The sequence below is a fragment of the Liquorilactobacillus ghanensis DSM 18630 genome, from assembly GCF_001435235.1.
Taxonomy (GTDB): Bacteria; Bacillota; Bacilli; order Lactobacillales; family Lactobacillaceae; genus Liquorilactobacillus; species Liquorilactobacillus ghanensis.
On sequence record NZ_AZGB01000018.1, the window covers coordinates 1 to 15,440 of the forward strand.

Below are 15,440 nucleotides of genomic sequence, written 5' to 3' on the forward strand. Positions count from 1 at the left end.
TAGCAAGGCCCTGCACATTTGCTTATCGAAACTTTGTTCAGTTTTCAAAGGTCTACATTATTTGTAACACGATAACTAATTATACTCTTAAATAGTTGAAAGTCAACTAAAAGTTTTATAATAGTCAATCATTTAAGCCGCTGATATTGAAGCAAACAGCTTTTCAACAACAATGAATATAATACCAATTAAATACGTGCCCGTCAACAACTTTTTTCAAATTATATGTTACTTCAATTTAAAAATCTCGAATTTAAAGTCTAATTCCAAAATAATAAATCATTAGGAGACGATCCTTTTACTTTTCTTAACAAAAAGGACGGAGGCTAATTCCCCTGTCCTTGAAATTATTATTCTCGAAATTTATTTGTTTGGCAAGCTCACTCAATTAAATCTACACCATGCATGTATGGACGCAATACTTCAGGAACTGTAACCGTACCATCTTCATTTTGATAATTTTCTAAAATTGCGGCAACGGTCCTACCAACTGCCAACCCTGAACCATTTAAAGTATGAACAAAATTTAATTTTCCTTTTTCATCACGATACTGAATATGTGCTCTTCTAGCTTGAAAATCTTCACAATTAGAACAACTGGAAATTTCTCGATACGTATTCTGAGCCGGAATCCATACTTCTAAATCATGTGTCATTGCTGCTGAAAATCCCATATCTCCAGTCGAAAGCGTAATAATGTGATACGGTAATCCCAGTTTTTCAAGAATATTCCCCGCATTAATAGTCATCTTTTCTAATTCATCATATGATGTTTCCGGACGACAATATTTTACCATTTCAACTTTATTAAACTGATGCAATCGAATCAAGCCCCGAGTATCTCGCCCAGCACTACCAGCCTCCGAACGAAACGACGGTGATAATGCAGTAAAATAAACCGGCAATTTTTCTGTTGGAATAACTTCATCACGATAATAATTGGTCAAAGGGACTTCAGCCGTTGGAATTAAAGTCAGATCCTGATCTTGAATTTGAAAAACATCTTCTTTGAATTTAGGGAATTGTCCAGTACCATACATTGATGCTGCATTCACCAGATATGGCGGTAAAATTTCAGTGTATCCCTCTTTTTCATGTTCATCTAACATAAAATTATAAACTGCACGCTCTAGCTTGGCACCTAAGCCAACGTAATATAAAAACCGACTGCCCGAAACTTTAGCTCCACGTTCAAAATCAAGAATTCCCAGTTTTTCACCAATTTCCCAATGTGGTTTCGGTTTAAAAGTGAATTCTTTTGGAGTACCAATTTTTTTTATTTCAACATTATAACTTTCATCTGGTCCTACTGGGATTGTTGGATTAGGTAGATTAGGCAGTCTTGCAGCCCAGTCTTGAACTTTCACTTGAACTTCTTTTAATTTCTCTTCAATTTGCTTAATTTGTTGTCCGACTTGTTTCATACGAGCAATTTCTTCATCAGCCGTTTTTTTGTTTCGTTTTGCTTGGGCTATTTGCTCGGAAACTTCATTTCTTTGTTGGCGTAAAGTTTCAGATTTAACTACCAAATCACGTCGTTGCTGATCCGCCGCCAACAACTGATCAATCAACTCTGCTTTAACTCCCCTTGTTGCTAAGCGTGCCTTAACATCACTTTCATTTTGGCGGATCATTTTAATATCTAGCATCCAAAAACCTCCTAAAAAATAGCCTTCCATCCCTAAAATGGAACGAAAGGCCTAATTGCGATATTCACCATATTCAAACCAACACAAGTATAACTTGCTAACAAACAACTGTTTTGTACTGTCAATTATTAAAATTTCAGTACTGTAATCACGTATTTACAGGCCACACTTACTTATAGTGAATTTATACCATGAAATTAGGTTAGCATACCCACTGATAGTGGTCAACCAGTCATAATTCATTTTTTAATTTCTGGCTTTGATAAATCCACTTGATCAAGTGGAATAATTTTTGTATGGTGCCGTAATTTATAATAGAAAAAGAGTATCAAGAATAAAGGAACACTCATATAACTAATGCCGATTGCCTGCCAATTTAATTCAGCAAATGATTTTAGGTCCTGACCAATAATGACTAGCACACACAATACAAAAGACAGTAATGGCCCCAATGGAAAAAGCTTAGCCCGATATTTTAAGCTGTCTAACGATTTTCCTTGTTTTTTCAAAGCACGACGAAAACGGTAATGTGAAATTGCAATTCCCAACCAAGCAATAAAACCAGTTAATCCACTAGCACTAACCAAGAATGTATAAATTTCCGTACCAAAAATACTCATCAAAAAAGTAAACAAGCCAACCATTGTTGTTCCAATCAAAGCAGCAAATGGAATTCCTCTTTGATTCAATTTTCCAAAAATCTTTGGTGCATCTCCGTGCCGTGACAGTGAATATAACATTCTAGTTGAGGCATACATTCCTGAATTGGCCGCTGATAAAACCGATGTTAAAATAACTGCATTCATAACACTAGCAGCTGACGCCAAACCAGCTCGCCGAAAAATTAGGGTAAATGGACTGATAGTAATATCCTGTGCACCTGAGCCCAACAGATTTGAGCTGGTGTAAGGAATCAAACAAGCAATAACAAAAATCGACAAAATATAGAATAATAAGATCCGCCAAAAAACCTGCTTAATTGCTTTAGGAACGCTTTCTTCTGGAGTCGCCGATTCTCCAGCAGTAATTCCAATCAATTCTGTCCCCTGAAATGAAAAACCAGCAACAACAAACACGCTCAGAATTGTGGGGATACCGCCAACAAATGGCGCTTTCTTATAAACAAAATTCTCAAATCCAACAGCGTGACCACCCATAATCCCAAAAATTGTCAACAAACCGACAATTAAAAAGATAATGACCGTCACAACCTTAATTAAAGCTAACCAATACTCTGTTTCCCCGAATGAAAGAACGGAAAAACCATTGATCAAGAAAATAATAATCAATGCTATCGAACTAAAAACCCAAGTTGGAACTCCCGGCAGCCAAAATTTCATTACCAGCGAAACCGTACTGACATCAACTGCCAGCGTAATTGCCCAATTAAACCAATAATTCCATCCCATAGCAAATCCCAGCGCAGGATCGACAAAACGACCCGAATAAACAGCAAATGATCCCGTCACCGGTAAATATGTTGCCATTTCTCCCAAGCTGGTCATCAAAAAGTACACCATAGTTCCAATACCGATATAGGCTAATAATGCACCACCCGGCCCAGCAGTTGAAATCGCTGAGCCACTAGCCACAAACAAGCCAGTTCCAATACTGCCTCCTAAAGCAATCATTGACAAGTGACGTGTTTTCAACGCCCGACGCACATGTTCTTCCTTTTCCATCAAGCTCCTCCTTAAAAATTCAAGAGGTTAAGCACAAAATTGCAGCAAAAAAGTCTTGCTACCAAACATTACCAGCAAGACTTTTTACCAAATTATTCAAGTCAAACTCGATAGCGCTCCGCAAATCTGATTGCGACAGTTTCTGACTTTTTCAGCCAGACCCCAGTTCAACTTACTCAGGCTAAGTTAAACTTCGGCAAAATCTCCTTTCACTGTTGATCATCGATGCCTTATCATCTCACAACAATTACTAATATCATCTGCAACCTCTTCGATGTAAAATTATTGAGTTAATTATACCACGCTTTAATGCAATTGATCATCCAAAATTTGTTTTCCAAGTTCCTGATTAAAACTATAGTCAACTGGAATATCCACAATTACTGGACCTTCAGTTGCAAAAGCTTTATCCAAAACCTGACCTAAATCAGCGGCTTGGTTAACTCGGTATCCGGTTGCTCCAAAACTCTCAGCGTATTTTACAAAATCTACCGGTCCAAACTTGACCCCAGCTGACTGACCATATTTCAACTCTTCTTGAAATTTAACCATATCATAATTGCCATCATTCCAAATAATATGCACAATGTTTAAATGCAACCGAACCGCTGTTTCTAAGTCTTGAGCTGAAAACAAAAAGCCACCATCACCTGAAACTGACACAATTTGGGTATTCGGCCGAACCAAAGCGGCTGCAATCGCCCACGGCAATGCTACTCCAAGTGTCTGCATCCCATTACTGAAAAGCAAATGTCTTGGAGCATAACTTCTAAAATGCCGAGCCATCCAGATGTAAAAGCTGCCCACATCAACCGTGACCGTCATATCATCAGTTATTCGTTGTTGCAATTCCTGAATAACACTTAACGGGTGATTTAAAACTTGGCCTTTTTTAATTGCCGGCGCTGCATCACGTTCTTCAAATTTTTCATGCATTTGTGCCAAGTATTCTTTTGAGCCTTCAGGAATTTGATACCCCTTCATATAAGGCAACAAGAAATCCAGTGTCTGCGCTATATCACCAACTAGTTCCCGTTCTGGTTGGAAATTCTTATCAATTTCCGCGCGCATACTATCAATTACTACAATATTTGCCTGGCCATCAGCATTCCAATTACGCGGTTCATATTCAATTGGATCATAACCGATAGCAACCACTAAATCGCTCTTCTTAAGCAGTAGATCTCCTGGTTGATTACGGAACAAACCAACTCGCCCAAAGAAGTCTTCTTCCATTTCTCGTGGAATAATTCCGGCCCCTTGGAAAGTTTCAACAACCGGTAAATGAGTTTCTGCAATCAAATTGCGAATTGCTTTAGTTATCGCTGGCGAAGAAGCCCGCATTCCTAACAGCAACACTGGTAATTTAGCAGCCTTGATTCGCTGTGCCAGCAAAGTCGATTCGATTGGACTAGCCGGGCCCAATTTGGGTGCAACTAACGGTTTAATAACTTTAGTATGAACCTCTGCATCAGTAACATCTTGTGGAACTGATACAAAACCAGCTCCTTGTTTGCCCGCCTCCGCTTCTTGATAAGCATTAGCAATTACTTCGGAAATGTTTTCCGGATCTTGAACTTCCGCACTAAATTTAGTAATCGGAGCAAACAATGATGAATTTGCCATACTTTGATGCGTTTGACGTAATAAATCGGTGCGCTGTACCTGACCAGAAATTGCTAATACAGGATCACCTTCAGCTGTAGCTGTTACTAATCCTGTAGCCAAATTGCTGGCACCTGGTCCTGAAGTTGTTAAAGCTACTCCTGGCTTGCCGGTTATTCGACCAATTCCTGCAGCCATAAACGCCGCATTTTGTTCATGTCTAGTTAAAATTAATTTAGGCGACTTAGGGTTGGTTGGATGATCCAGTCGTTCAAAGACTCGATCAACTTTGGCTCCAGGAATCCCAAATACATATTTAACATCATGATTAATCAGACTATCAACAATTGCATCAGCACCATAATACTTTTTTTCATCTTTCATCAGTTGCTCTTACCTCCAGCATACTTGTCAAGTAATTTCTTCTGAAAGCAGTTACTGCTGCTTCCTTATTATCTTATCATCTTTTATTATTGTGAAAAAATTAATTTAAATATTGATTACCCTACTTGACAAAAATCAATTAAGCTTAATCATTAACTTTTTAATTTAGGCAACACCAAACGGCTGTCGGTCTTAGGATCATTCCAATCAACCAAGGGAATGTTTTCCGTTCCGAAAGTATCCAAAATAATCTGATAAACCGTTTTTGTCCCCAAATATTGACACCAAAGCTGGTCGGCATGATGAAAAGCTTGATTAATCACATGCGTAGCCTCTTGTGATAAGGGACGAAAATCACGAAAAACCAAATCAATAAAACCTAGATCAGGATAAGTTTTAATTTCACCCTCAGTTGCTTGAACCACTTCCAGCAACGTGATTTTTTTAGGATCTTTCGCTAATGAAAATCCGCCACTATTACCTGAAACCGAAGTAATCAACCCAGCAACGACTAATTTCCGTAGTAATTTTTGCAGATATGTTTGTGAACCATTAACACGATCATGAATCACTTGTGAAGAAATTGGTATTCGGCGATTTTGTGTTGCTAACAAAGCAATAATACATGCTGCTTGTTCAAAACCCTTAGTTAATTGCATTTGTTTCACCTCTCTAAAAGTATTTATATTACATTATTAAATAAGTCGTCGATAGTTGACTACTGGTTGCAACTGCAAATCAGCTCCTACCGGTGAATTAAAAACCATTTGCGGTTCAAATCGATTCTTTTCCAAAACTCTTTGCGAAGCGGAGTTATCCAATGAAACAACTGCTTCAATTTCGGCAATATTCTTTTGCTTTGCCAAATTTACTATTCCACTCAGTGCTTCGGTCATATAACCCTGGTTCCAGTAAAACTGATTTAAAGCATAGCCTAGTAACTTTTTAGTTGCATCCGGTTCCCCTGATTCGTCACTGGCAGTAAATAAGCAGATATTTCCAATTACTTTTTTTGAAGCAATTGTTTCTAAAACCCAAGTCCCCGGGACAGCTAAATCTGCTAAAAATGTTTTAGCCGCATTCAATGTCTGACAGCAGTTGAAGCCCGCTGCTGCCGCAACTTGTTTTTGTGAAGCATATTCAAAAAGATCAGCTAAATCACTTGATTTTACCTGACGCAGATACAATCGATTCGTTTTGATCTCATCTTTCATTTTAATTCCTGCTCTCACTAAACTAAAAATGATTAGATCGATTTTTTTCTTTAAAAGTATATTTAGACTGAGTCACTGATTGTGGCTGCAGCATTGCGTAGATAATAAAAATATCACCGACAAAAAAGATAAACTTAGCTAGAATCAGCCACCCCGACCACTCACAATCATGTAATCTTCTGATTTGAGCTGTTGTGACAGTTATATAAATAAATGTCAACCAAGCACTCAATAGTAAACGATAAAGAGTCCAAGTCAGCTGCGGATCCAGCATTTGCACTAAGCTCAGCAAAGTACCAATTATTATTCCAGCTGCCACTGATAATAAGTTAAGACCTAAAAAGCCCCACCAATAATCAGCTCGACCCATTCTTTTAGAAATTGTAAAAATATCATGGATCATTAGCTTAGTGGAAATAATTAATCCTGGACGTGAAGATTCATTTTTTTGCAGTCTGTTTGGAACCGTATCTTCTTCTAATTTTTCTTTAACTGCTGGTTCTGGGGTAACTGTTGGAGGCACTACTGTTTTTTGTTGATCATCATGGTAGAAAAAGGCTTGATCCGCACCACAATACGTACAATAGTTAGCATTTACCGGAATCAATTGGTCACACTTTTTACAATGCTTATTTTCAACTTCAGTTGGGTTTTCTTGTTTTATCCCGCAATGCGGGCAATCTATAGTTTCATTAGCTATTTTTCGACCGCATCTTTGACAATATTTCATTTAGTAATTTCAATCCCTTCTCTGATCAACTCAGATAGCAATCAAAGTTTTGGTCTATAAATTAGTTGACCTTCAACTCAACTTCGATAATCAAGTTCTTGCAAGTTCATTATACAATATTTTAAAAGCAAACATTTAATTTTACCATTTTTCGGCCTGCTCTTTTTTGTACCGATATCATCAGTGCTATCCTGAAAGCTGCTTTCTTAAAATCTTTAATGAAAATTATAAGTTTTTATTGGTCGTTAACCGCCAAATTTGTTAAAATATCACTATATAAGGAGTCCTTTGTTATGCCAACCTCAGATAATGCTAACCATGAAACATCACAATCAGCAATGGTTCGTCATCGCAGACCGATTAAACGACATCGTCGGCTGCAACTGGTTTTTTTTATTTTCTGTGTATTCTTTGTTTCTGCTAGTGGAATCTTTTTTTATAGATTTTTCAGGCTTTATCAGCAGGCTCATCAAACTGCCACTGATGTCTATAGTTCTGCCCATATCAGCAAAGCTCGAAATACACAACAATTACTTAAAGATGGAAAACCCGTTTCCATCTTATTAATGGGAACAGATACTGGTGCTTTAGGCCGAAATTTTAAAGGTCGAACCGATACCTTAATTGTATTGGTTCTTAATCCACAAGATCAGAAAATGACAATGGTTAGTTTGCCACGTGATGCTCTAGTGGCTGTATATGGCTTTGAAAACAGTTACCCCAGTAAATTAAATTCAGCTTATGATTACGGCGGTTCTGGGGCGGCTGTCAAAACTGTCCAAAAATATTTGAATATTCCAATCGATTTTTACGCTACGATCAATATGGGCGGTTTGGAAAATTTGGTTAATGCTGTTAATGGAGTATCAATTACTCCGACCTTGACTTTTAGTTATGGTGGCTATTCCTTCAAAAAAAATGTCAGTCAACATTTAAATGGGAAACAAGCATTGGCCTATGTCCGCATGCGGCATTCCGATCCTTTGGGTGACTATGGCCGACAAATACGGCAGCGACAAGTACTAACTGCAATTTCACACAAGGGAAGTAATTTAAAAAGTCTAATGTCACCAACTTTCTTTAAAGAAATTGGTAATGAATTGCGAACTGACCTGACTTTTAACGATTTAGAATTGTTAGCTTTCAAGTATCGCCATGCTAGCCGCAACTTAGTCTCTGATCACGCTCAAGGAACACAAGATGAAATTAATGGTGTTTCTTTTGAAGCTGTATCGGAAACCGAAAAGCAGCGCGTTACTAATGAATTGCGAAAAGCGCTAGAATTGCAAGCTGCTGAAACCGGCAGTACACTCAAACATACTGATCAAATTGATACTACACCAGAAAATAATTAATGAATAACCCGCAAGACTGCATTCTTAACAACTAAGAATGCAGTCTTATTTTTATAGAAAAGCCCAATCATTCTATTGACTTTAAAATCAAACGTAGTATATTGTTCATTAGAACTAGTAAGCGCTTTCAATAAAGGAGGACAATCAAATGATTAGTGAAAAGAATTACAATGAATGGGATGAAGCTAAACCTCACACTTATAAAATAAATTTTAATCAGAGTATTTTACCACCACAAATTGAAGATTTCCCTGAATTGGATCAATTAGGAAAATTCACTCGTTCTGCGCATAAAATTTGGCTAGTTGAAACTACTATCCCTGAAATTGAAACATTCAGTCGTTGTTTTGTCGCCATTATGAAAAAACATCATGTTCCTACCGAAAACTATACAATTTATTCTCAACCCACAAGTAAAGTTTAACACCAACTGAAATTTAATAAAGCTGAAAGTATCCAGACAATTGCATTGTTTTAGATTACTTTCAGCTTATTATTTATTTCGATTTTTGGCGTCTTGCTGCCTGAAAATATGTTCGTGCAATTAATTCGGCAATAAAGAAACCCATTGCAATTGAACCGGCAATCATCGTTACCTGAACTAGGTAATAAATAGCTTTCAAGTCATTTCCAAAAGCAAAGTTGCGGACAGCCCTATAAGCCTGTCCTCCCGGAACTAAAGGAACCATGCTGGGAATATTAAAGAGAATCATTGGCATTTTTAATTTGCGCGCCATTATCATTGAACCCAAACCGATAACTAACGCTGCTCCAACATTCGCCAGCATTGTTCCCAGATTCAACGATTTTAACGCTAAATATGTTATCCAACCAAAAACACCGACCCAACCACAAGAATTCAAAGCTCGGTGTGGAATATTAACAATAATCCCAAATCCTAGTGTCGCTAAATAACAACATATAACTTGCATCAATATGAATTCCAACGTATCACCATTCTCCTATTACATGAACCTAAAAACAACGGCAATCCCCATTCCGATTGCACAAGCACTCAATAAAGATTCTGAGGCGCGTGACATACCGCTTAGCAAATGCCCTGCAAAAACATCCCGTACTGCATTGGTGATCGGCACTCCTGGCACTAATGGCATAACTCCGCCGATTGTAATCATATCAATCTGCTCTCCAAGGTTAACTCGTACACATAAAACGGCAACCACGCCGATTAAAAACGAACCCAAAAATTCACTGACAAATCGCACCTTTAACCGATTATTAATATAATAATAGCAACCATAACCCAATCCACCGGCTAAAGCTGTTGCAAAAAGATCTTGCCAATGCCCACCATACATTAACATTAGCGTACAGCTTACCCCAACGGCGGCTAATAACTGCAGCCAAAAGGAAAAAAAAGGAGTTGACACATTGAGCTTTACCAAATTATCATGCAACTCCATTAGTGTAATTTGACCAGCTTGAAAAGCCCGCGAATTTTGATTAACCAATGACACTTTTTCTAAATCGATCGTTCGTTTCAAAATCGGTTCAACTTGTGACGATTTTCTTTCTGGAATCGACATCAAAATACCGGTAGTTGTTTCAAAAATCTTAGGCTGGTAAATTCCTGCATTTCGAGCAATTCGGGATAGAGTATCATCAACACGGGCCATGTCTGCACCATTTTCGATCATGATCTTGCCCGCTAACAAAACTGTTTCAATAATCAGATCGTCACCCTGCACTTTACCTATCCCCTTCAAAATCTATCTTCTTGAAGCAAATTATCTTATAAAATTTTTCAAATTGCAATTGATAATTAATCACTTCGAATTAAATAGCATGAATTTAATTGCAGTGCAGATCACAGTTGTCGTAATTACTAAAATTGCCATCACTGAAAATAAACACTCATAGGAAGTCTGCTCAATAATAATTCCCCCTAAAAGTGGACCGAACGCATGACCAAGTGAAGCGGCAATACTGACACTTCCTTGATATTTTCCTTTTTCAGCAGTTGAACTCAATTGTGCTGCCAGTGCCGAAATCGTTGGAAAAGTTATTACTTCACCAATGGTTACCCAAATCATCGAAAAAATAAAGTGCAAATAATCTTTGGCAAAAATCAACGAAATAAATGCTAAAATAAACAAAATAAATCCCAATAAAACTTTATAAAATTGATCAATATGGTAATGATTCTCAAAAAAATTCAAAATTGGCTGTAAGATAACAATTAAAATTCCATTTAAAGTCCAAAGATAACTGTATTTGGTCAAAGAAATTCCCAAGCCTTGCATATAAATTGATAAATTACTCTGCCATTGCGAATACCCTAATTGAATAGCTAAATAGGCCAGCAACAAGCCCATGATCAGCCAAAAATGACGACGACTGGTCTTAGTTAGCTGTTTGTTCGAATCGCCAGCAGACGTTGATGACGATTTAGCTCTAGCTGGAACTTGATAGTAGAATTTGGCAATCAACCAGAAAAAAACAAACATAATAAAAGTAATTACAAAAATCAAACGAATATTATACTTAACCACAATTCCAACCAGCATTGTTCCTAATACAACCCCAATATTAGCCATAAAATAAAGCATATTAAAAACATAGCGTGAGTCCTTTTCAACGATTAACGTAGCTAAGGAATTAACAATTGTATTTGCAATTGCACCGCCAAGCGCGTTAATAATCAGTAAAATCGGATATGCCGGCCAACCATTTAAAAAAATTAATAGCAGCAGTGAAATAACCGAAAGACTGATAGCCAACTGCAACCAAAAGTGAATTTGCAAATGATCAAAAATATATCCTCCGATATAGCTGCCACCGATCATAACTAGTGACTCAAGTAATAAAACAATGCCAGCTAGTGAAAGACTTTGGTGCAGATAATCATGCATATAGACCGTTGTCAGTGGCCACATAAAACTCGTCCCAGTACTTGTTAACAAACTTCCCAGTAACAGCCACTTCAGCTTTAATTGTTTCAATGAAAACCTCCTCAAAAAAAAGAAGCAGGATGAGCGTTCATCCTGCTTCAAATCAAATTTAAATATTAAACTGTCAGCAACAGTCTAATTAAAATTAGTCTTTAACAACGTTAACAGCTTGCGGTCCACGATCGCTCTGTTCAACATCAAAAGTTACATGCTGACCTTCGTCTAAAGTTTTGAAGCCGTCGCCCTGAATAGCTGAGAAATGTACGAATACATCACTGCCATCTTCACGAGTGATAAAACCAAAACCTTTGTCAGCGTTAAACCATTTAACTGTACCTTGTTCCATAATAAAATCCTCCTTGTGCCGTTTGGGCACTTAATAATATAAATTGTAATTCTTGATCGGCACAAATGGGGAAAGTTATTTGAAACAATCTAACCACGGTAACCCATACAAAAATACAATTAGAGTATATCACAGTTTTTTAAAAAAAGATAGTTTGACCACAAATTATTTGACAAAGATGTAATGCGCCGCTTTAAAACTGACATTAATTTCTTGCCCAGTTTTAGAACGCTCAATCTTAACCGGTCCCTCAAAGGGTTTGTGTTCAATAACTTTTAATTCATCACCGATTTTTAATTTTAAATCATCCAAGTACGTTAACAAATCATGGTTATCAATGAAGCGCTCAACCACCACACTTTGTCCATCTGCTATATCAGCCAGTACCGTATGGCTATCTTCTTCATAACTGCCATCAGCACTTGGAATCACTCCTCCATGCGGGCAATGTGTTGGGTAGTCCAAAAACCGATCTAAATGATCCATTAATCGATCACTGGTTGTATGCTCTAAAATTTCAGCATCATCATGAACATCGGCCAATTTATAATTTAATTTTGTAAATAAAAAGACTTCCCATAAACGATGGCGACGCACTAACTGCTCAGCTAATTTAATTCCCTCATCAGTTAATGAGATTCCAGCATATGGCGTATGCGAAGCTAATCCTTCTTTAACCAGTTTGCTGACCATTTCAGTTACTGATCCGGCAGCTACATTCAAACTTAATGCAATCTGTTTATTTGAAATTTTATTTTTAGTGCCACCCAACTCAAAAATTATTTTTAAGTAATCTTCCTTCATCGGAGTCATCGAACAATCACCCCAGCTTTACCTGTCATATAAATATTTAGTATTAAAAACGTTTCAAGAAGTATTATACCAGAAATCCAGCAACAAGTTGGTTGAAACAAATTTTAAGATTCTACAAATGGTAAATTCAAATTTATCAGCAACTGTTGCAAATCTTGTGGCAAAGCTGCCACTAGCTTTATCTGCCGCTTAGAAAAAGGATCTAAAAAGCTTAAAGAAGCCGCATGCAAAGCTTGTCTATCAATCAAATGTTGATCACCACCATAAAGTTGATCACCCAGTAAAGGATATCCTAGTGCACTGAAATGAAGTCGAATTTGGTGATTTCTGCCGGTATACAGCTTTGCTTCAACCAAACTAGCGTTATTGGCTGTTTGTTTTACCCAATAACGAGTTTGAGCCGGTTGTCCTGTCGGTGCAATGATGCGCTGCGGCTGACCGGTAACCCGAGCAATCGGCAAATCAATTAAACCAGTCGGCGGTTCAACTTTTCCAGCAACCACCGCCAGATAGCGTTTATCCATGGCATGCTTTTCAACCTGAGCTTCTACCATGCTTTGAGCCAAATGGTGTTTGGCAATCAATACAACCCCACTAGTAAAACGATCCAGTCGTGTAATGATATGTGGAACTTGATCAATCATTTTTTGTGCAATCATATAACCCTTAACTTGATTAACTAAAGTCGTCGTACGATTAGCCGGTCCCGGAACAGTGGCTAATCCAGCTGGTTTATTAACTGCCAACCAATTAGCATCTTCGTATAAAATCTCTAAAGAAGTAAAATCGGGCACTATATCTGGATTGTTTTCAGGCGGAAAAACCAGTTTAACTTTTTCGCCCGGTGCTATTCTTCCCTTCAAATCAATTGGCTGCCCCGAACTGGTTAAAGTAATTTCTTTACGACGAATTTTGCTAAGTGTTCGCTGACTAATTTGTTTTTTTAATAGAAACTTTTTAAGTGCTAAAGTTTCCGTTGTCGTGTTCGTTAATAAATAATCCAAAAATTATCTTCCTCTTATAATTATTGTCGCCGACGACCCAACCAGCCCAGCAGAGAACCAAGTAAACCAATAATAATCAAGCCAATGCCAAAAATATTCAGTTCATGAGCTAGTAATTCAACTGCTTCTCCTGCTATTCCAGATAAATCAATCCCCGTTTGATTTAATTCAGTTAATGGTAAGGTTGTCAGGAAATAACTGATTATTAGAATAATGATACCGGCAGGCCAAGCTGCTAATCCCCAATAATGCAGCCAGTTCCAAAAATTGCGTTCGCTTAATAACAATAAAAACAGCAAAATAATTATCAAGGCACTGGCAATTAAGCAAACTTGAGCATTAATTCGCCGGATAGTTGTAAAATCTTTAATTGGTTGAACCAGCTGCTGGGTATTCAGTTCCTGCTGCAGTTCACTTTGCAACCCGCTCAAAAGAGTATTAACAGCTGTTTGATAAATACTATTATCGGTAGGAATGTTTAAAGATTCAGCTTTTTTTTGCAAATTAGTTTTTACTTGCTGCTGAATCAAACTAGTATCCACCGGATCGGTTTTGCCAGCATAAACATTGGCAACAGTAGTTTTTAAATCACTTTTCACTTGCTGCTGTGTTAATAAACCAGTTGTCAGCTGGCTAGGAATATTATATTCCTGAGCCGTAGCGGCTAGGGTCGTATTTAATTTTTGGTTAATTTGCTGGACAAACTTCTTTTGGGTAATAAATTGTTGCATCGTTGGTTCATCAAAAATCGTCGTCTTTAAAACATAACTGAAACCAGCTGCACAAAATGCTAACAAGAGCAAAAAAGTCATGAAGCGCGTTAGTCCATGACCTTTTTGCTCTTTTTGTAAATAAGCAGCGTTTTTTCTCCTGCTGAGCTCCATAATGATCGTTCCCTTCGCTAATGTAAGCTAAGTATACGCTAAGAGCTTAAACAAAGTAAAACATCTTAATCATTTCTCAATTCAAAATTTTGGAGTCTTTTTAACTGCTAAATCGGACAAAATAAAAATTAATCACGACTGATCTTAAACTGATACACAGCTAAGCCGGCACTACTAATCAGTTTAATCATAACTCGTGCCATTTGTTCGGCCGGCAATGGGCAATCATTTTCCAGCCACCAATAAACTGTACTAGTAAATGTTGTCACTAAATAAGAGATAATGAAATCATTTGGAATAAGTTGTGTCCCATCTTTAACTTCCAGTCGGGAAAAAACATCAGCAAATCGTTCCGCCATAAATTGTTTAAAAGTATCCAATAAAATCAAATTGTTACGGCCTTTAAAAGCTACTAAATAAAATTTCTTTTCTTTTTGAATCTGCAAAAAAAGTTTTGTAACTTCCTGCACCAAACGTTGTTCGCGAATCACATTGCCGGTTTCAACAATATTATCTTCAATCCCGCTGAGCAATGGCTGCAAAGCATAAGAAAACACTTGATCCAAGACATCTTGTTTATCATGAAAATGGCTATAAAATGTTGATCGATTAATCAACGCCCGCTGAGCAATGTCTTGGACTGTGATGGCTGTTAAATCTTTTTCCAATGTCAAATCAACAAAGGCTCTAAAAATTGCTTGCTTAGTTTTAACAACTCTTAAATCTTCTTTTTTCATTTTTTTATCCCCTTGTTAAAATTCTCACTTAGTATTCCAACACAAGTGCAACACCTGTTGGCTATTCAACAAGTTGCAGTTTATTGATTATTGATTATCTCTATTTTCGCAGTAAAATAAACTAT

The 15,440-nt window shown here is 37.3% G+C and carries 16 protein-coding genes and 1 riboswitch; of the genes, 2 read left to right on the top strand and 14 right to left on the bottom strand.

Annotated features, from left to right (window positions below; translation table 11 throughout):
* Positions 1–380: 380 nt before the first annotated feature.
* The 6 genes from serS to FC89_RS07560 all read right to left on the bottom strand — a co-directional run bounded on the left by serS (position 381) and on the right by FC89_RS07560 (position 7,264).
* Entirely contained in the window at positions 381–1,649 is a 1,269-nt protein-coding gene (gene serS / locus FC89_RS07535; RefSeq protein WP_057871952.1) for a serine--tRNA ligase, read from the bottom strand.
* 239 nt (positions 1,650–1,888) lie between these two features.
* Positions 1,889–3,331, bottom strand: coding sequence for an amino acid permease (locus FC89_RS07540; RefSeq protein WP_057871953.1), 1,443 nt, complete (start codon positions 3,329–3,331; stop codon positions 1,889–1,891).
* A gap of 102 nt (positions 3,332–3,433) precedes the next feature.
* Positions 3,434–3,611: riboswitch (Lysine riboswitch) on the bottom strand.
* Positions 3,612–3,637: 26 nt separating this feature from the next.
* Positions 3,638–5,320: an acetolactate synthase AlsS gene (gene alsS, locus FC89_RS07545; RefSeq protein ID WP_057871954.1), complete on the bottom strand. Its 1,683-nt coding sequence runs from the start codon at positions 5,318–5,320 to the stop codon at positions 3,638–3,640.
* A gap of 152 nt (positions 5,321–5,472) precedes the next feature.
* Positions 5,473–5,979 carry an RrF2 family transcriptional regulator gene (locus FC89_RS07550; protein ID WP_057871955.1) on the bottom strand — a complete coding sequence of 169 codons (507 nt, stop codon included), beginning with the start codon at positions 5,977–5,979 and terminating at the stop codon, positions 5,473–5,475.
* 36 nt (positions 5,980–6,015) lie between these two features.
* The gene (locus FC89_RS07555) at positions 6,016–6,534 is read right to left on the bottom strand and encodes a GNAT family N-acetyltransferase (RefSeq protein WP_057871956.1); all 519 of its coding nucleotides are present in this window, start codon (positions 6,532–6,534) and stop codon (positions 6,016–6,018) included.
* Positions 6,535–6,556: 22 nt separating this feature from the next.
* On the bottom strand, positions 6,557–7,264 hold the full coding sequence (locus FC89_RS07560) for a zinc-ribbon domain-containing protein (protein ID WP_057871957.1): 708 nt from the start codon (positions 7,262–7,264) through the stop codon (positions 6,557–6,559).
* 293 nt (positions 7,265–7,557) lie between these two features.
* On the opposite strand from FC89_RS07560, the gene FC89_RS07565 reads away from it, so the two are divergent.
* Complete coding sequence (locus tag FC89_RS07565; protein WP_057871958.1) at positions 7,558–8,619, top strand: LCP family glycopolymer transferase; 1,062 nt, start codon at positions 7,558–7,560, stop codon at positions 8,617–8,619.
* Between the two features lie 148 nt (positions 8,620–8,767).
* Positions 8,768–9,043, top strand: a complete 276-nt coding sequence (locus FC89_RS07570; RefSeq protein ID WP_057871959.1) for a hypothetical protein — start codon at positions 8,768–8,770, stop codon at positions 9,041–9,043.
* A gap of 73 nt (positions 9,044–9,116) precedes the next feature.
* Here FC89_RS07570 and FC89_RS07575 read toward each other — a convergent pair whose 3' ends face one another.
* From FC89_RS07575 to FC89_RS07610, 8 genes are all read right to left on the bottom strand, one after another.
* A complete protein-coding gene (locus FC89_RS07575; protein WP_057872248.1) occupies positions 9,117–9,551 on the bottom strand; it encodes a threonine/serine exporter family protein in 435 nt (144 codons plus the stop codon).
* Between the two features lie 33 nt (positions 9,552–9,584).
* Entirely contained in the window at positions 9,585–10,328 is a 744-nt protein-coding gene (locus FC89_RS07580) for a threonine/serine exporter family protein (protein ID WP_157060688.1), read from the bottom strand.
* A gap of 78 nt (positions 10,329–10,406) precedes the next feature.
* Positions 10,407–11,582, bottom strand: a complete 1,176-nt coding sequence (locus tag FC89_RS07585) for an MFS transporter (protein WP_057871960.1) — start codon at positions 11,580–11,582, stop codon at positions 10,407–10,409.
* Positions 11,583–11,676: 94 nt separating this feature from the next.
* Entirely contained in the window at positions 11,677–11,877 is a 201-nt protein-coding gene (locus tag FC89_RS07590; RefSeq protein ID WP_010581203.1) for a cold-shock protein, read from the bottom strand.
* Between the two features lie 165 nt (positions 11,878–12,042).
* Positions 12,043–12,690 carry a metal-dependent transcriptional regulator gene (locus tag FC89_RS07595; protein WP_057871961.1) on the bottom strand — a complete coding sequence of 216 codons (648 nt, stop codon included), beginning with the start codon at positions 12,688–12,690 and terminating at the stop codon, positions 12,043–12,045.
* A gap of 104 nt (positions 12,691–12,794) precedes the next feature.
* Positions 12,795–13,694, bottom strand: a complete 900-nt coding sequence (locus FC89_RS07600) for an RluA family pseudouridine synthase (RefSeq protein ID WP_057871962.1) — start codon at positions 13,692–13,694, stop codon at positions 12,795–12,797.
* Positions 13,695–13,714: 20 nt separating this feature from the next.
* On the bottom strand, positions 13,715–14,578 hold the full coding sequence (locus FC89_RS07605; RefSeq protein ID WP_057871963.1) for a hypothetical protein: 864 nt from the start codon (positions 14,576–14,578) through the stop codon (positions 13,715–13,717).
* A gap of 128 nt (positions 14,579–14,706) precedes the next feature.
* Complete coding sequence (locus FC89_RS07610) at positions 14,707–15,315, bottom strand: TetR/AcrR family transcriptional regulator (RefSeq protein ID WP_057871964.1); 609 nt, start codon at positions 15,313–15,315, stop codon at positions 14,707–14,709.
* Positions 15,316–15,440 lie beyond the last annotated feature (125 nt).

Coding starts and splice junctions, on each gene's coding strand:
- FC89_RS07590 (WP_010581203.1), bottom strand. CDS start 11,877: ATGGAACAAGGTACAGTTAAATGGTTTAACGCTGACAAAGGTTTTGGT.
- FC89_RS07595 (WP_057871961.1), bottom strand. CDS start 12,690: ATGACTCCGATGAAGGAAGATTACTTAAAAATAATTTTTGAGTTGGGT.
- FC89_RS07565 (WP_057871958.1), top strand. CDS start 7,558: ATGCCAACCTCAGATAATGCTAACCATGAAACATCACAATCAGCAATG.
- FC89_RS07550 (WP_057871955.1), bottom strand. CDS start 5,979: ATGCAATTAACTAAGGGTTTTGAACAAGCAGCATGTATTATTGCTTTG.
- FC89_RS07575 (WP_057872248.1), bottom strand. CDS start 9,551: ATGCAAGTTATATGTTGTTATTTAGCGACACTAGGATTTGGGATTATT.
- FC89_RS07560 (WP_057871957.1), bottom strand. CDS start 7,264: ATGAAATATTGTCAAAGATGCGGTCGAAAAATAGCTAATGAAACTATA.
- FC89_RS07610 (WP_057871964.1), bottom strand. CDS start 15,315: ATGAAAAAAGAAGATTTAAGAGTTGTTAAAACTAAGCAAGCAATTTTT.
- FC89_RS07540 (WP_057871953.1), bottom strand. CDS start 3,331: ATGGAAAAGGAAGAACATGTGCGTCGGGCGTTGAAAACACGTCACTTG.
- FC89_RS07570 (WP_057871959.1), top strand. CDS start 8,768: ATGATTAGTGAAAAGAATTACAATGAATGGGATGAAGCTAAACCTCAC.
- serS (WP_057871952.1), bottom strand. CDS start 1,649: ATGCTAGATATTAAAATGATCCGCCAAAATGAAAGTGATGTTAAGGCA.
- alsS (WP_057871954.1), bottom strand. CDS start 5,320: ATGAAAGATGAAAAAAAGTATTATGGTGCTGATGCAATTGTTGATAGT.
- FC89_RS07605 (WP_057871963.1), bottom strand. CDS start 14,578: ATGGAGCTCAGCAGGAGAAAAAACGCTGCTTATTTACAAAAAGAGCAA.
- FC89_RS07555 (WP_057871956.1), bottom strand. CDS start 6,534: ATGAAAGATGAGATCAAAACGAATCGATTGTATCTGCGTCAGGTAAAA.